Annotated in this window: 15 protein-coding genes; 4 read left to right on the forward strand and 11 right to left on the reverse strand. The window is 63.8% G+C overall.

Going from position 1 to position 13,452, the window contains the following annotated elements; translation table 11 throughout:
* Positions 1-64 precede the first annotated feature (64 nt).
* Complete coding sequence (locus X756_RS149305) at positions 65-376, forward strand: hypothetical protein (RefSeq protein ID WP_023670517.1); 312 nt, start codon at positions 65-67, stop codon at positions 374-376.
* 107 nt (positions 377-483) lie between these two features.
* On the opposite strand, the gene leuC is transcribed toward X756_RS149305, so the two are convergent.
* From leuC to rplS, 8 genes are all read right to left on the reverse strand, one after another.
* Positions 484-1,893 (reverse strand): 3-isopropylmalate dehydratase large subunit, encoded by a 1,410-nt coding sequence (gene leuC / locus X756_RS149300; RefSeq protein ID WP_023670518.1) that lies wholly within the window; start codon positions 1,891-1,893, stop codon positions 484-486.
* Between the two features lie 72 nt (positions 1,894-1,965).
* Positions 1,966-2,175, reverse strand: a complete 210-nt coding sequence (locus tag X756_RS1000000169375) for a hypothetical protein (RefSeq protein WP_197031338.1) — start codon at positions 2,173-2,175, stop codon at positions 1,966-1,968.
* Positions 2,172-2,807 (reverse strand): class I SAM-dependent methyltransferase, encoded by a 636-nt coding sequence (locus X756_RS149295; protein ID WP_023730242.1) that lies wholly within the window; start codon positions 2,805-2,807, stop codon positions 2,172-2,174. The genes X756_RS1000000169375 and X756_RS149295 overlap by 4 nt, the downstream gene beginning before the upstream one ends.
* Before the next feature lie 58 nt (positions 2,808-2,865).
* Entirely contained in the window at positions 2,866-3,672 is an 807-nt protein-coding gene (locus X756_RS149290) for an amino acid ABC transporter permease (protein ID WP_023730243.1), read from the reverse strand.
* A gap of 326 nt (positions 3,673-3,998) precedes the next feature.
* A complete protein-coding gene (locus X756_RS149280) occupies positions 3,999-4,799 on the reverse strand; it encodes a transporter substrate-binding domain-containing protein (protein WP_023730245.1) in 801 nt (266 codons plus the stop codon).
* Between the two features lie 237 nt (positions 4,800-5,036).
* Positions 5,037-5,534, reverse strand: a complete 498-nt coding sequence (locus X756_RS149275) for a MarR family transcriptional regulator (protein WP_023683877.1) — start codon at positions 5,532-5,534, stop codon at positions 5,037-5,039.
* Positions 5,531-5,959, reverse strand: a complete 429-nt coding sequence (locus X756_RS149270) for an organic hydroperoxide resistance protein (RefSeq protein WP_023670524.1) — start codon at positions 5,957-5,959, stop codon at positions 5,531-5,533. The genes X756_RS149275 and X756_RS149270 overlap by 4 nt, the downstream gene beginning before the upstream one ends.
* 152 nt (positions 5,960-6,111) lie before the next feature.
* Complete coding sequence (gene rplS / locus X756_RS149265; RefSeq protein WP_023687704.1) at positions 6,112-6,672, reverse strand: 50S ribosomal protein L19; 561 nt, start codon at positions 6,670-6,672, stop codon at positions 6,112-6,114.
* A 326-nt stretch (positions 6,673-6,998) separates the two neighbouring features.
* On the opposite strand from rplS, the gene X756_RS149260 reads away from it, so the two are divergent.
* Positions 6,999-7,751, forward strand: coding sequence for a sulfite exporter TauE/SafE family protein (locus X756_RS149260; protein WP_023730246.1), 753 nt, complete (start codon positions 6,999-7,001; stop codon positions 7,749-7,751).
* Here the strand turns inward: X756_RS149260 and trmD are convergent.
* Both trmD and rimM read right to left on the reverse strand, forming a co-directional pair.
* Positions 7,733-8,431: a tRNA (guanosine(37)-N1)-methyltransferase TrmD gene (gene trmD / locus X756_RS149255; RefSeq protein WP_023726048.1), complete on the reverse strand. Its 699-nt coding sequence runs from the start codon at positions 8,429-8,431 to the stop codon at positions 7,733-7,735. The genes X756_RS149260 and trmD overlap by 19 nt on opposite strands.
* Positions 8,428-9,027, reverse strand: a complete 600-nt coding sequence (gene rimM / locus X756_RS149250; RefSeq protein ID WP_023730247.1) for a ribosome maturation factor RimM — start codon at positions 9,025-9,027, stop codon at positions 8,428-8,430. The genes trmD and rimM overlap by 4 nt, the downstream gene beginning before the upstream one ends.
* 96 nt (positions 9,028-9,123) lie before the next feature.
* Here rimM and X756_RS149245 point away from each other — a divergent pair, with 96 nt between their 5' ends.
* Positions 9,124-10,062: a tyrosine recombinase XerC gene (locus X756_RS149245; protein ID WP_023706731.1), complete on the forward strand. Its 939-nt coding sequence runs from the start codon at positions 9,124-9,126 to the stop codon at positions 10,060-10,062.
* Between the two features lie 74 nt (positions 10,063-10,136).
* Positions 10,137-11,201 (forward strand): TraB/GumN family protein, encoded by a 1,065-nt coding sequence (locus X756_RS149240; protein ID WP_023730248.1) that lies wholly within the window; start codon positions 10,137-10,139, stop codon positions 11,199-11,201.
* 843 nt (positions 11,202-12,044) lie between these two features.
* On the opposite strand, the gene lpdA is transcribed toward X756_RS149240, so the two are convergent.
* Positions 12,045-13,451, reverse strand: coding sequence for a dihydrolipoyl dehydrogenase (gene lpdA / locus X756_RS149235; RefSeq protein WP_023730249.1), 1,407 nt, complete (start codon positions 13,449-13,451; stop codon positions 12,045-12,047).
* Position 13,452: the final 1 nt, after the last annotated feature.

The raw sequence follows: 13,452 nt of genomic DNA on the forward strand, positions 1-13,452 counted from the left end.
GCTGGTGCACGGAACCGGGACCTGAGGCCGGCGTTTCCTGACAGCAATCAAGGAGAAGTTGTTCATGGCCGACACGATCACGCTGACCGATCACGAAGCAATTCGCTCATGGGCCGCAGGGCGCGCCGGATTTCCGGCGATCGTCGATGTATCGCCCGAGACCGGAACGCAGCCGTTGCTGAGGCTCGTCTTCGGCCAGCACGCCTATCAGGACCAGGATCAGCCTGAACGCCCGGTCAACGCAGGCGGCTACGAGCTGGTCGAATGGGACGAGTGGTTCAAGATCTTCGACGAGCGCGAACTGGCGCTGGTGGTCGCGGCCGACGAACCCGGCAGCCGGGAGGAATTTCATGAAATCATCCGCCGTGCCGGCTAGGGCATATACCCCAAGGGTCTTAGAGCGGCGCGCTTTAAACAAAACCCCGAACGGTTTTGCCGTTCGGGGTTTTGCATACGCTCAGATCAGGCTTGAACCAGTCTGCGCTATTTCCAGTCGCGGATGTCGACGAAATGGCCGGCGATCGCCGCCGCCGCCGCCATGGCCGGCGATACCAGATGGGTGCGGCCCTTGAAGCCCTGCCGGCCTTCGAAATTGCGGTTCGAGGTCGAGGCGCAGCGCTCATGCGGCTTCAGCCGGTCGTCGTTCATGGCCAGGCACATCGAGCAGCCCGGCTCGCGCCAGTCGAAACCGGCGGCAATGAAGATCTTGTCGAGACCCTCGGCCTCCGCCTGTTCCTTGACCAGACCGGAGCCCGGCACGATCATCGCATCGACATGCGCACTCACCGTCTTGCCTTCGACCACCTTGGCCACCGCACGCAGATCCTCGATGCGGCCATTGGTGCAGGAGCCGATGAAGACGCGGTCGAGCGTGATGTCGGTGATCTTCGTGCCCGGCGTCAGCCCCATATAGTCGAGCGCGCGGATCTTTGACGTCCGCTTGTTCTCGTCCGTGATCTCTTCCGGATTGGGAACGACGCCCTGCACCGAAACGACGTCCTCGGGCGAGGAACCCCAGGAGACGATCGGCGGCAGCTTGGCCGCGTCGAGCACGATCACCTTGTCGAAATGCGCGCCCTCGTCGGACTGCAGCGTCTTCCAGTATTCGAGCGCGGCGTCCCACGACGCGCCCTTCGGCGCGCGCGGCTTGCCCTTGACATAGGCGAAGGTGGTTTCGTCGGCCGCGATCAGGCCGGCGCGCGCGCCGCCCTCGATCGACATGTTGCAGATCGTCATGCGGCCTTCCATCGACAGCGCGCGGATCGCCTCACCGGCATATTCGATGACATAGCCGGTGCCGCCGGCGGTGCCGATCTCGCCGATGATGGCGAGGATAATGTCCTTGGCGGTGACGCCTTCCGGTAACTGGCCATCGACACGCACCAGCATGTTCTTGGCCTTGCGCTGGATCAGCGTCTGCGTCGCCAGCACATGCTCGACCTCGGAGGTGCCGATGCCATGCGCCAGTGCGCCGAAGGCGCCATGCGTCGAGGTGTGGCTGTCGCCGCAGACGATCGTCATGCCAGGCAGCGTGAAGCCCTGCTCCGGCCCGATGATGTGGACGATGCCCTGGCGGATATCGTTCTCGGAATAATATTCGACACCGAAATCCCTAGCGTTCTTGGCCAACGCCTCAACCTGGATGCGGCTTTCCTCGTTCTTGATGCCGAATTTGCGCTCCGGCGAGGTCGAGACATTATGATCGACCACGGCCAGCGTCTTTTCCGGATGCCGGACTTTTCTGCCGGTCATGCGCAGACCTTCGAAGGCCTGCGGGCTGGTCACTTCATGGACGAGATGGCGGTCGATGTAGAGCAGACAGGTGCCATCATCCTGGCGATCGACGACATGGTCGTCGAAAATCTTGTCGTAGAGGGTGCGCGGTGCGCTCATGTGCGTAAATCCGTCGATTTGCAAAAAGGGGAAGGGCAGACGCGCCGAAGCCTTCGGCCCGGCGAAAGCGGCTTAGCTAAGTTGGCTGGTGAGCGCGCCGGAAATGCGCGAAGAGAAACGCGACGGCAGGCGTTTTCTGTCCTGCAGCACGAAACCCTTATAGGCCGGATCGCCAAAAAGCTCTTCCATGGCGTGGCTCATACCAATGTTTTGGCTTTTCGGCAATTGCGGCGTGTTTTCGCTTCTCCCCTTGTGAGAGAAGGCGAAGAGGGCGGCGCTCAAAGCACCTCGAACACAAAAGTCTTTACCAACGCATCCGGCTCGGCGATCGCATAGCAGCGGAACCATGGGCTTTGCTCGGCCGGCCGCCATTTCCCGGCCCGCTCCAGCCCGTCGAACACGGCCTGGAAGCCGCCGCTGTCAAACACCTGGTCGCGCACGGTGAAGATCGCGTGGCCGCCTTTTCTGGTGATGCGGACAAGCTCGTGCAGGCCGGACGCCGGCGCATGGCTGATGGTGAACACGCCAGTCGAGAAGAAGGCGCGGAAATGCCCGTCTGGCCAGGGCAGCGGCCCGCCGAGCATTGCCTGCTTCAGATCGCCATAGGCATTGCGGCTGCCGGCGATCTTCAGCATGTCGTCGGAGAGGTCGAGCCCGGCAATGTCGTGATAACCCAGCGCCTTCAATGACGGGCCCGACAGGCCGGTGCCGCAGCCGGCGTCGAGCAGCGGGCCTTCACCCACCTTCACATGGCGCGCCACCCAGGCGGTGATCAGGAACGGCAGCAGATAGCCGAGCGAAGCGGTCTCGCCGTCATAGGTCGCGGCCCAGTCTGCATAGGCCTTGGCCAGCCCTTCCGGCGTGTCGGCCGAATAGACGGTACCCAGCGCCGCATTGGCCTTGTCGATCGTCATCGCCTGCATCCTCCGGAATCCTGTCCTCCGCGATCGTAGCCGTGCCCGCGTCGGACTTCTATTCCTGCTGCGCCCGCCGCAGTCGTTGCTCCAGCCCCCGCAGCGCCAGCGACAGGCTGACGGTGAGGATGAGATAGATATAGGCGACGATCGTATAGGTCTCGAAGAAGCGGAACGAGCCGGCGGCGTAGATCTTGCCCATCTGCGTGATGTCGGCGACGCCGAGCACCGAGACCAGCGAGGAATCCTTGACCATGGCGACGAAGTCATTGCCGAGCGGCGGCAGGATGGTGCGGATCGCCTGTGGGAAGACGATCAGCCGGAAGCGCTGCGTGCGCGTCAGCCCGAGCGCCTTGGCAGCCTCGATCTGGCCTTTCTCGACCGACTGGATGCCCGCGCGAAAAACCTCGGAGATGAAGGCGGAATAACCGATGGTCAGCGCCATGATTGCACGCCACAACAGCGACACGTCGCGCACCAAAAGCTCGCCGAGATAGCCGGCGTTTTGCAGCGGCGCGGTCAGCGCATTCCACGCAGCCACGAAGGCAGGCGCGCCGGCGAAGGCGATCCAGAACAACAGCACCAGGATCGGCACGCCGCGGATGATCTCGACATAGAAACGAGCGATCTGCCTGAGCCAACGCGACCCCGACAACCCCATCAGCGCAATGCCGAGCCCGGTGGCGGAAGCCAGCGCGAAGGCGACCACGGTGACAAGAATGGTGATGCCGATGCCTTTGGCGACGGTGGCAAAAACCTGGGCGTAGAGATCGCTGGTGGCAATGGAGAGCGCAGCGACGACGGCGAGCGCGATCGCGGCGGCAAGCCACCAGGGAAAATCGGGTTTTGAGGTTGAGGCGAGCATCAATGCCCAACGCTGGTGAACAGCTGCGCTCGCAAGATCTGCCGATCTCCCCCCTTGCGGCGGAGATGTCCGGCAGGACAGAGGGGGGTGCTGTCCCTCCAACCTGTCAAACGGTTACAGTCACAACCTTTGGCCTCTTTGGAAAAGCTCAAAACAAAAGGGAGGCGATCCTTCACACCCCCCTCTGCCCTGCCGGGCATCTCCCCCGCAAGGGGGNGAATGAAAGCTATTTCGTAGCGTTCCTTCACGCCCCCCTCTGCCCTGCCGGGCATCTCCCCCGCAAGGGGGGAGATCGGCACCTTCAGCGGCCGTCGCGCCAAGACGGCCTACTGCCCCATCTTGTAGTCGAGAAACCACTTCTTGTTCAGCGCCTCGATCGTGCCGTCGGCCTTCAGCGCCGCGATCGCCGCGTTGACCGGTTTCACCAGGTCCGAGCCTTTCGGGAAGATGAAGCCAAAATCCTCGGTGCCGAGCGGGCCGCCGATCAGCTTGAGCTTGCCGCCGGAGGCATCGACATAGCCTTTGCCGGCGGTGCCGTCGGTCAGGACGACATCGACGTCGCCGGATTTCAGTGCCTGCACCGAAGCGCCGAAGGTCTCGAACTGCTTGATGCGCGGGTTCTGCTCATTGCCGTCGAGCACGCTGTAGACGGCGGTGTAGAACGGCGTCGTTCCGGCCTGCGCGCCGATCAACCCGTCCTTGAAGGCGGCGAAGGTCTTGGCGTCGGTGAAGCGGCTTTCATCGGCGCGCACCAGCATGAACTGCTCCGAACGCATATAGGGGTCGGAGAAATCGACCTTCTCCTTTCGGTCGTCCTTGATGGTGATGCCGGTCATGCCAATGTTGTACTGGTTGTCGGAAACCGCCTGGATCATCGCGTCCCAGGAGGTGTTCTGGTACTCCACCTTGAAGTTCAGCCGGCTGGCGATTTCGTCCATCGCGTCATACTCCCAGCCGATCTGCTTGCCGGTCTTGGCGTCGATGAACTGCAGCGGCGGATAGGCGTTTTCCGTCACCACCACGACCTTCTTGCCGCCGAGATCGGGCAGCGCATCGGCCGCCCATGCAGCGACGGGCGCGAGGAAACAGGCCGCGAGGGCGGCCAGCAGCAGCTTCGATTTGGTCATGACACGCTCCAGGATGAGAAGCCCGCTTGCAGCCGGGCTCGCATGAAAATCCAGGCGCGACTTTAGCCGTCCGCAGACGGCTTGCAAGCCGGTCCGGTGCTCAGCGTCCGGTGAAAGCGGATTCCAATGCCTTCAACCAACGCGGTTTTAGAACGCCCCGTGGTCGGAATTTATTCCGTGATTGCGCCGCCGGCAAACCAGGCCCCTCCTGGACACGGGAACCCGTCAGATGACGGATCAGGATGGTGACGTAGCCTCACGCAGCTTGGCGACAAATCCGGTCAAGGTCCGGTGCAGCGACTTCAGCTCCTCGACTTCCAGCGGCATGGCGCAGGCAAGGCCTGCGGATACGTCCTTGATGCGGGCGCGCAGCGCCTGGCCCTTGGCAGTCGGTTCGACCAGCACGCGGCGCTCGTCGGCCGGATCGCGACGGCGGGTGACGAGACCAGCCGCTTCCATCCGCTTGAGCAGAGGCGTCAATGTCGCCGAATCCAGCCCCAGCGCCTCGCCGAGTTCGCCGACCGTGCTCGGCGCATGCTGCCACAGCGCCAGCATCGCCAAATATTGCGGATAGGTCAGGCCGAGCGGGTCAAGAAGCGGCCGATAGAGCTTGGTCATCAGCCCGCTCGCCGAATAGAGCGCGAAGCAGAGCTGCTGGTCGAGGCGCGGAACGGCGATCCTCCCGGCGGTGTCCGCCGGGACTTCGCTGGCCCTGGTTTCGGTCTTCGTCGTCATGCTGCCTTTGCCGGAAGCGCCACGGTCGAAAGCGCCACCTCGACATTGCCTTTGATCGCATTGGAATAGGGGCAAATCTGATGCGCGGCCGATACAAGCGCTTCCGCCGCCGCCTGATCAAGGCCTTTGGTCTCGGCGGCCAGTGCGACACCAAGTTTGAAGCCTTCACCATTGGGAAGCAGGCTGACGGTGGCGCTCACCGCCGCATCGTCCAGCGGCAGCTTCTGCTTGCGCGCGACGAAGCGGATGGCGCTTTCGAAGCAGGCGGCATAGCCGACCGCGAACAGCTGCTCGGGATTGGTGGCGCCACCCTGTCCGCCGAGCTCCTTCGGCAAAGCGAGGTCGACCTTCAGCAGGCCGTCGCTGGTCTCGCCGTGGCCGGCGCGGCCGCCGGTGACGCGAGCCTGTGTGGTGTAGAGTGCCATGTCAGTTCTCCATTTTATTTGTACACTATCATTTAGTGTACAAGATAATTCGAGTCAACAGCCATGGCCAAACTCTCGCCGGCAATCGTTCACAGTCTGGTGAAACGAAAAAAGGCGGCCGAAGCCGCCTTTTCAAAATCCTTGGACCAGGTTTATTCGGCCGGGGTCGCTTCCGCCGCCTTTGCAGCCTCGTCGGCGGCCTTGGCGGCTTCGTCGACGGCCTTCTTCTCGGCAGCTTCCTTGGCGGCCGTCTCGGCGGCCAGCGCCTGGGCAGCGGCAACCTTCTCGGCTTCGATGCGGGCCTTCTCGGCGTTCAGCGCGTCGCGTTCCTCATCGTTGAGCTTGCGGGCGCGCACGCCGGTGTTTTCCGAAATACGGGCCGACTTGCCGCGACGGTCGCGCAAATAATAGAGCTTGGCGCGGCGCACCTTGCCGCGGCGCACGATCTCGACGCCTTCGACCATCGGCGAGTAGACCGGGAAAACGCGCTCGACGCCTTCGCCGTAGGAGATCTTGCGGACGGTGAAATTTTCCTGGAAGCCGGCGCCGGCGCGGGCGATGACGACGCCCTCATAGGCCTGGACGCGGGTGCGGGTGCCTTCGGTCACGCGGACCTGGACGCGCACGGTGTCGCCGGGCTGAAACTCGGGAAGCTTGCGCTTGGCTTCGATCTTGGCGGCCTGTTCGGCCTCGAGCTGACGGATGATATCCATCTCAATAGTCCACTTCTTGTTCTTCCGACAGTCAGAGCGTCCGACACTCGCCTTGCAGTTCCATTGACCGCTCGGCTATGCCCTTTGTCCCCGAGACATCTTGTCTTCGAAACATTGGGCAGGGGCGACTACACCGTCATTGTTGACGGGTCCGGGAGATTTTTCTCGCCAGTACGGGCGGGCACATACAGCTATTTCACTGACTTGTCACGCCTTGGCCCTGTCTTTTTTGGTCGCATGCCACCACGCAATCGTCCAGTGCAGGGTTGCGCCGGCCCTTCAAGCTTCCTAATCCGGGAGCAGCGCACTTGTCCGGCGGCCTCACAATGTCTGTTTTCGACGCAGTCCTGCTCTTCCTCGCGGGTTTTCTGTCAGGCGCCGTCAACGCGGTTGCCGGCGGCGGCACCTTCATAACCTTCGGCGCCATGACGCTGGCCGGCCTGCCGCCGATCGTCGCCAACGCCACGTCCTCGGTAACGCAGTTTCCCGGTTACATCACCTCGACGCTGGCTTACTGGACCGACATCAAGCATTTCTGGCGCGGCGCGCTGCTGCTTTGCCTGATCTCGGCTTTGGGCGCGCTGGCTGGTGCGCTCATCCTGCTGGCGCTCTCAAATCCGTCGTTCCGCGCCCTCGTGCCGTGGCTGCTGCTGGCCGCAACCGCCTTGTTCGCCGCCGGGCCGTGGCTGAAACCAACGCCGAAGCCTGGGCATGAAGCCACGGTCGGCTCTCTGGCCGGTTCGCTGGCGCAGTTCGCTACCGCCATCTATGGCGGCTTCTTCGGCGCCGGCATGGGCGTCATGATGCTGGCGACGCTCGGCCTGACGCAATCCGGCGACTATCACCGGCTGAACGCGCTGAAGAACATGCTGGCCGTGGTCATCGCCGCCGTTGCCATACTGGTCTTCGTTTCCGGCGGCGTTGTTGCCTGGCCTCAGGCAATCGTCATGATCCCCGGCGGCGCGCTCGGCGGCTATGCCGGCGTCTGGATCGCCAAGCGCGTGCCGCAAAACGCAATACGCGGCTTCGTCATCGCCGTCGGCCTGTTTCTCGCCGTCTACTATTTTGCCAAGGGCTGAGCGGCGAGCAAATCCGGCCGGCGCTCCCTGGTCAGCTTCTCGGACTCGGCGCGCCGCCACGCGGCGATCTTCTTGTGATTACCGGAGACCAGCACGTCGGGGATGGGGCGGCCTTCGAACTCCTGTGGCCGCGTGTAATGCGGGTGTTCGAGCAGGCCGTTCTCGAAACTTTCTTCCTCGCCCGACACCGCATTGCCCATGACGCCGGGCAACAGCCGCACAACGGCGTCGAGCAGTACGAGCGCCGCCGGCTCGCCGCCCGACAGGATGAAATCGCCGATGGAGACCTCTTCCAGTCCACGCGCCTCGATCAGCCGCTGGTCGACGCCCTCGAACCGGCCGCAAACGATGACGGCGCCTGGCCCGCCAGCCAGTTCGCGCACGTGCGCCTGCGTCAGCGGCTTTCCACGCGGGCTCATCAGCAAACGCGGCCGCGGATCGCCCGCCGGCGACGTGTGGTCGATCGCCTTGGCCAGCACATCGGCGCGCATCACCATGCCGGCGCCACCGCCGGCCGGCGTGTCGTCGACGGTGTGATGGCGATCGCTGGCGAAGTCGCGGATCTGGATAGCTTCCAGCGACCATGTCCCGACTTCGAGCGCCCGTCCGGCCAGCGACAGGCCTAGCCCGCCCGGAAACATCTCGGGATAGAGCGTCAGCACCGACGCCTTGAACGTCACCGGTTGCCTCCGGCTTCGCGCGGCCCGCGCGGTCGGCCCTTCGCGTCGAAATCTTCTTCGCGCGGCGCGTCGCCATCCTCATCCTCGACAAGGCCGGCGGCTGCCGGGTCGACGCGGAGAAAACCTTCGGCGATCGAAACCTGAGGCACGGCGGCCTGGGTGAACGGGATCAGCACGCCTTTGCGCCCGCCGAGGGTAACGTCGAGAATGTCGCCGCCGCCGAAATTATGCACCGCCACCACCTTGCCGATGACCGCGCCCTTATCGTCGCGGACTTCAAGTCCGACGAGATCGGCGTGGTAGAATTCGTCCTCCTCGCCATCGTCGGGCAGCATCGAGCGGTCGACGAACAGCTCGGTTCCGGCCAGCGCCTCGGCGGCATTGCGATCGGCAATGCCCTTGAAGCGCACCACCACGACGGTGTTGGCGGGCCTTATGTCGGTGATCTGGAAAACGCGGCCGTCCTTGGCATAGAGCGGCCCATAATCGGCCAGCGCCATCGGCTCGCCAGTGAAAGTCTTCACCCGCAATTCGCCCTTGATGCCGTGGGCGGCGCCGATCACGGCCATTTGCACGGGGTTCTGGGGCTTCGACATGGCTTATATCCTTTGCCCTGCTCTAACGCCCTACCGGCGTCATTTCAATGACAGGTTCTTCACCGCTTCCTAACCCGGCTGCCTGACAATGGCGGCATGCAGGAATTTCTCATCCCGGCAAAACCCGACCTCCAGGCAGCGCGCGAAAGCTGGCTGAAGATGCTGGCGCGCGAGCGCCGGCTGTCGCCGGCGACCGTCGAAGCCTATGAGCGCGACACGCGCCAGTTCCTGCATTTCCTCACAGGGCATTGCGGCGGCTCGCCTGGTCTTTCCGACATCGCCACTCTCCGCCCGGCCGATCTGCGCGGCTTTCTTGCCGCGCGGCGCAACGCCGGCGCCGGCGCCCGCACGCTCGGACGCGGCCTCGCCGGCATCCGCTCGCTGCTGCGCTTCCTCGAACGGCGGGGTCTCGCCAATGCCGCCGGTGCCGCGGCGTTGCGCGCGCCGCGCCAGCCGAAATCGCTGCCCAAGCCGCTGACCGCCAGCGATGCCAAACATGTCGTGTCGGTGGAAGGCCAGCTGGCTGAAGAGCCTTGGATCGCCGCCCGCAACGCCGCCGTGCTGACGCTGCTTTATGGATCGGGCCTGCGCATTTCCGAAGCGCTGGGCCTCAGCGCCGCCGACCTGGCATCGGAAGCCGACACCGTGCTGCGCGTCACCGGCAAGGGTGGCAAGACACGGCTGGTGCCAGTGCTGCCGGTGGCGCTGCGGGCCATCGCCGAATACCGAAAACTTTGCCCCTATCATCTCGACCCCAAGGGCCTGCTGTTTCGCGGCGCCCGCGGCGGGCCGCTCAACCCGGCCATCGTCCAGCGCGACATGGCCAGGCTGCGCTCGGCGCTGAACCTGCCCGACACCGCGACGCCGCACGCGTTGCGCCATTCCTTCGCCACCCATCTGCTCGGGCGCGGCGGCGACCTGCGCACCATCCAGGAACTGCTCGGCCACGCCAGCCTGTCGACGACGCAGGTCTATACCGGCGTCGACACCGCAAGGCTGCTCGAGATTTACGAATCCGCGCATCCCCGCGCGTGACCACTGTATAAGTCCAGGACAATTTCCCCACGCCGGTTAACCGTTTCGCCGCTTTTCAGTCCTAGAACCGCACCATGAAACGCGCCCTTGCCATTGCCGATCGCGCGGCCCTTGTGTCGCTGAAGCTGCTCGTCGCGCTCAACGCCGTGTTTTGCCTGTCTTTTCTCGTCGCACTGCTGCTTGCCATGGGCAGGGCGCACGCCGAAGCCCCGGCCTGCGCCGGCGCCGATCTGCTGTCGGCCCTGCAGAAGGAAGACCCCGCCGCCTATGCCAGGATCGAGACGGAAGCAGCAGCGACGCTGAACGGCAAGGGCCTGTTGTGGAAGCTGGAGAAATCAGGCGAAAAGCCATCCTTCCTGTTCGGCACCATGCACATGACCGACCCGCGCGTGACCACTCTGCCGCCGGCAGCCAGGAAAGCCTATGACGCCGCCGGCACCATCATCATCGAGACCACCGACGTGCTCGACAAGCAGAAGATGATGGAGGCCATGCTCAAGGAACCCGAGCTGATGATGTTCACCGACAACACGACGTTGTCGTCGCTGTTGTCGCCGGAGGATGCGGCAGTGGTGAACAAAGGGCTCGATGCGCGCGGCATTCCGCCGGCGAGCGTCTCCAAGATGAAGCCGTGGCTGCTGTCGGCCATGGTCGCGCTGCCGGTCTGTGAGGTCGCCCGTCAGGCAGGCGGCGCACCGGTTCTGGACGTCAAGCTGGCGCAGGACGCCAAGGCCTTGGGGAAGCCGGTGGAAGGGTTGGAGACCGCTGCCAGCCAGCTGCGCGCCATAGCCTCGCTGCCGATTGCGTTCCACATCAAAGGGCTGGTCGAGACCCTGAAGCTCGGCGACAAGATAAACGACATCAACGAAACCATGATCGTGCTTTACCAGCGCGGCGACACCGGCACCTTCTGGCCGCTGTTGCGTTCGATCTCGCCCGACGAAGACGACGACGCAGGTTACGCCGAATTCGACCGGACGATGATCACCGGCCGCAACAAGGTCATGGCCGACCATGCCGCACCGATCCTGGCCAAGGGCAATGCCTTCATGGCCGTCGGCTCCATGCATCTTCCCGGCCCCGAAGGCCTGGTCGAGGATTTTCGCAAGGCCGGCTATACCGTCACCGCCGTCGACTGAGCAGCGCCCGTCTTGAATACCGAATCACGTAAGCCCGGCTCTGTGCGGTGCGCAACTGATTCGCAAAGCGGAGGCGGTTGGCCCTATTTTTGGCGGAAAAGGCCAGCTAAGCTCGTTCTACCTCGTTCGTGATTGATTTTGCGGGGGGAAATACAGGCCAACAAGCGGTTGCGAATCAGAATTTTCCTGCGTTCGTCAATTTGAAGGCCTAGTATGAACCCGTTCAACGGTTGCGCGTTGAGGGGTGTTGATTGATGCTTTTCATCCACGGAGGACACTTTTATGGCGAACCCTAACGATCCAGCGCCCAGGTCGGGTGGTGGCAGCGGCTGGCTGATTGCGCTGGTCGTCGTCATCCTTGCGATTGTCGCGTACTATGTTTTCGGCAGAAGCGGCGAACATCCTGCGCCCGCAGAGCCGCCGGCAGCCAGCACACCGGCGCCCGCACCTGCACCGGCTGAGCCGATGAAGCCCGCCGAACCGGCTCCCGCACCAGCCCCTGCGCCCGCACCGGCTCCTGCGCCAGCCCCGGCGCCTGCTCCGGCGCCGAGCCCGTAATCTGGCCAACTGATCTGGCATCTTGCTTCCAACCCAAGAACGGCCCGCTGAAAAGCGGGCCGTTTTGTTTGGGGCACCTATCGGCGAGCGTCGCGATTCTTCACCGCCCCTCTGTGCTGCCGGACATCTCTCCTCAAGGGGGAGATCGGCTGTCTCACGAACAGCGCCGGGTTAGAAACGTGAGAAACTTGAAAGCTCGCGACGCGGCGGTGAAGTCCAATCTCCCCCCTTGAGGGGGAGATGGCCGGCAGGCCACAGGGGGGTGCTGTCCCCTCCAGCGTTTCCTTAAATATGGATCGGCTTGAAGAACGTCGCCAGCGCCGCTTCCTTGACCGCTTCCGACATTGTCGGATGCGCGTGGCAGGTGCGGGCGAGGTCTTCCGAGGAGCCGCCGAACTCCATCAGCACCGCCGCCTCATGGATCATCTCGCCGGCGCCGAAGCCGACAATGTGGACGCCGAGCACGCGGTCGCTGGCTTTGTCGGCGAGGATCTTCACGAAGCCGTCCGTGTGCAGCATGGCGCGCGCGCGGCCGTTGGCGGTGAACGGGAATTTGCCCATCTTGTAGTCGATGCCGGCCTTCCTCAGCTCTTCCTCTGTCTTGCCGACCGAAGCGATTTCCGGGCTGGTGTAGACGACGCTCGGAATGACGTCGTAATTCACATGGCCGGCCTGGCCGGCAATGGTCTCGGCCACCGCCACGCCTTCATCCTCGGCCTTGTGCGCCAGCATCGGCCCGGCGATGACGTCGCCAATGGCGTAGATGCCGGCCACGTTGGTCCTGAGATGCCCGTCGGTCTTGACCCGGCCGCGCTCGTCGACCTCGACGCCGGCTTCTTTCAACCCGAGGCTGTCGGAATAGGCCCGGCGTCCGGTCGAGATCAGCACCGCGTCGGCCTCGATGGTCTCGGCCGCACCACCCTTGACCGGCTCGAAGGTAACGGCGGCGCCCTTTTTGGCCTTGGTCACCCCTGTCACCTTGGTGCCGAGCTTGAACTCGAAACCCTGCTTGGAAAGCAGGCGCTGGAACTGCTTGGAGACCTCGCCGTCCATGCCGCCCAGGATGGTGTCGAGGAATTCGACCACGGTGACCTTGGCGCCGAGCCGTGCCCAGACCGAGCCGAGCTCCAGACCGATGACCCCACCGCCGACCACCACCAGATGTCCCGGCACTTTCTCCAGCGACAGCGCGCCGGTCGACGATACGATCACCTTCTCGTCGATGTCGACCTTGACGCCGGGAATGCCGGCGACATCGGAGCCCGTGGCAATAACGATATTTTTCGTCTCGATCTCCTCGACCTTGCCGTCCTCAGCCGTCACCGACACCTTGCCGGCCGCAACCACCTTCCCGGTGCCACGGAAACTATCGATCTTGTTTTTCTTGAACAGGAAGGCGACGCCATTGACGTTGGCCGAAACGGTCGCGTCCTTGTGCGCCATCATCTTCTTCAGATTGAGTTTCGGCGCCGGTATCTCGACACCCAGCGCATCGAAGGAATGGCCGGCCTCGGCGAACATCTCCGAGGCATAAAGCAGCGCCTTGGATGGGATGCAGCCGATGTTCAGGCAGGTGCCGCCGAAAGTGGCGTTCTTCTCGACCACCGCGACCTTGAGCCCGAGTTGTGCCGCCTTGATGGCACAGACATAGCCGCCCGGTCCCGACCCGATGATAACGACATCATAAGCCATG

Origin of the sequence: Mesorhizobium sp. LNJC405B00, assembly GCF_000502615.1 — a bacterium.
In the GTDB taxonomy this organism is placed as follows: domain Bacteria; phylum Pseudomonadota; class Alphaproteobacteria; order Rhizobiales; family Rhizobiaceae; genus Mesorhizobium.

Coding starts and splice junctions, on each gene's coding strand:
- X756_RS149305 (WP_023670517.1), top strand. CDS start 65: ATGGCCGACACGATCACGCTGACCGATCACGAAGCAATTCGCTCATGG.
- leuC (WP_023670518.1), bottom strand. CDS start 1,893: ATGAGCGCACCGCGCACCCTCTACGACAAGATTTTCGACGACCATGTC.
- X756_RS149295 (WP_023730242.1), bottom strand. CDS start 2,807: ATGACGATCGACAAGGCCAATGCGGCGCTGGGTACCGTCTATTCGGCC.
- X756_RS149290 (WP_023730243.1), bottom strand. CDS start 3,672: ATGCTCGCCTCAACCTCAAAACCCGATTTTCCCTGGTGGCTTGCCGCC.
- X756_RS149280 (WP_023730245.1), bottom strand. CDS start 4,799: ATGACCAAATCGAAGCTGCTGCTGGCCGCCCTCGCGGCCTGTTTCCTC.
- X756_RS149275 (WP_023683877.1), bottom strand. CDS start 5,534: ATGACGACGAAGACCGAAACCAGGGCCAGCGAAGTCCCGGCGGACACC.
- X756_RS149270 (WP_023670524.1), bottom strand. CDS start 5,959: ATGGCACTCTACACCACACAGGCTCGCGTCACCGGCGGCCGCGCCGGC.
- rplS (WP_023687704.1), bottom strand. CDS start 6,672: ATGGATATCATCCGTCAGCTCGAGGCCGAACAGGCCGCCAAGATCGAA.
- X756_RS149260 (WP_023730246.1), top strand. CDS start 6,999: ATGTCTGTTTTCGACGCAGTCCTGCTCTTCCTCGCGGGTTTTCTGTCA.
- rimM (WP_023730247.1), bottom strand. CDS start 9,027: ATGTCGAAGCCCCAGAACCCCGTGCAAATGGCCGTGATCGGCGCCGCC.
- X756_RS149245 (WP_023706731.1), top strand. CDS start 9,124: ATGCAGGAATTTCTCATCCCGGCAAAACCCGACCTCCAGGCAGCGCGC.
- X756_RS149240 (WP_023730248.1), top strand. CDS start 10,137: ATGAAACGCGCCCTTGCCATTGCCGATCGCGCGGCCCTTGTGTCGCTG.
- lpdA (WP_023730249.1), bottom strand. CDS start 13,451: ATGGCTTATGATGTCGTTATCATCGGGTCGGGACCGGGCGGCTATGTC.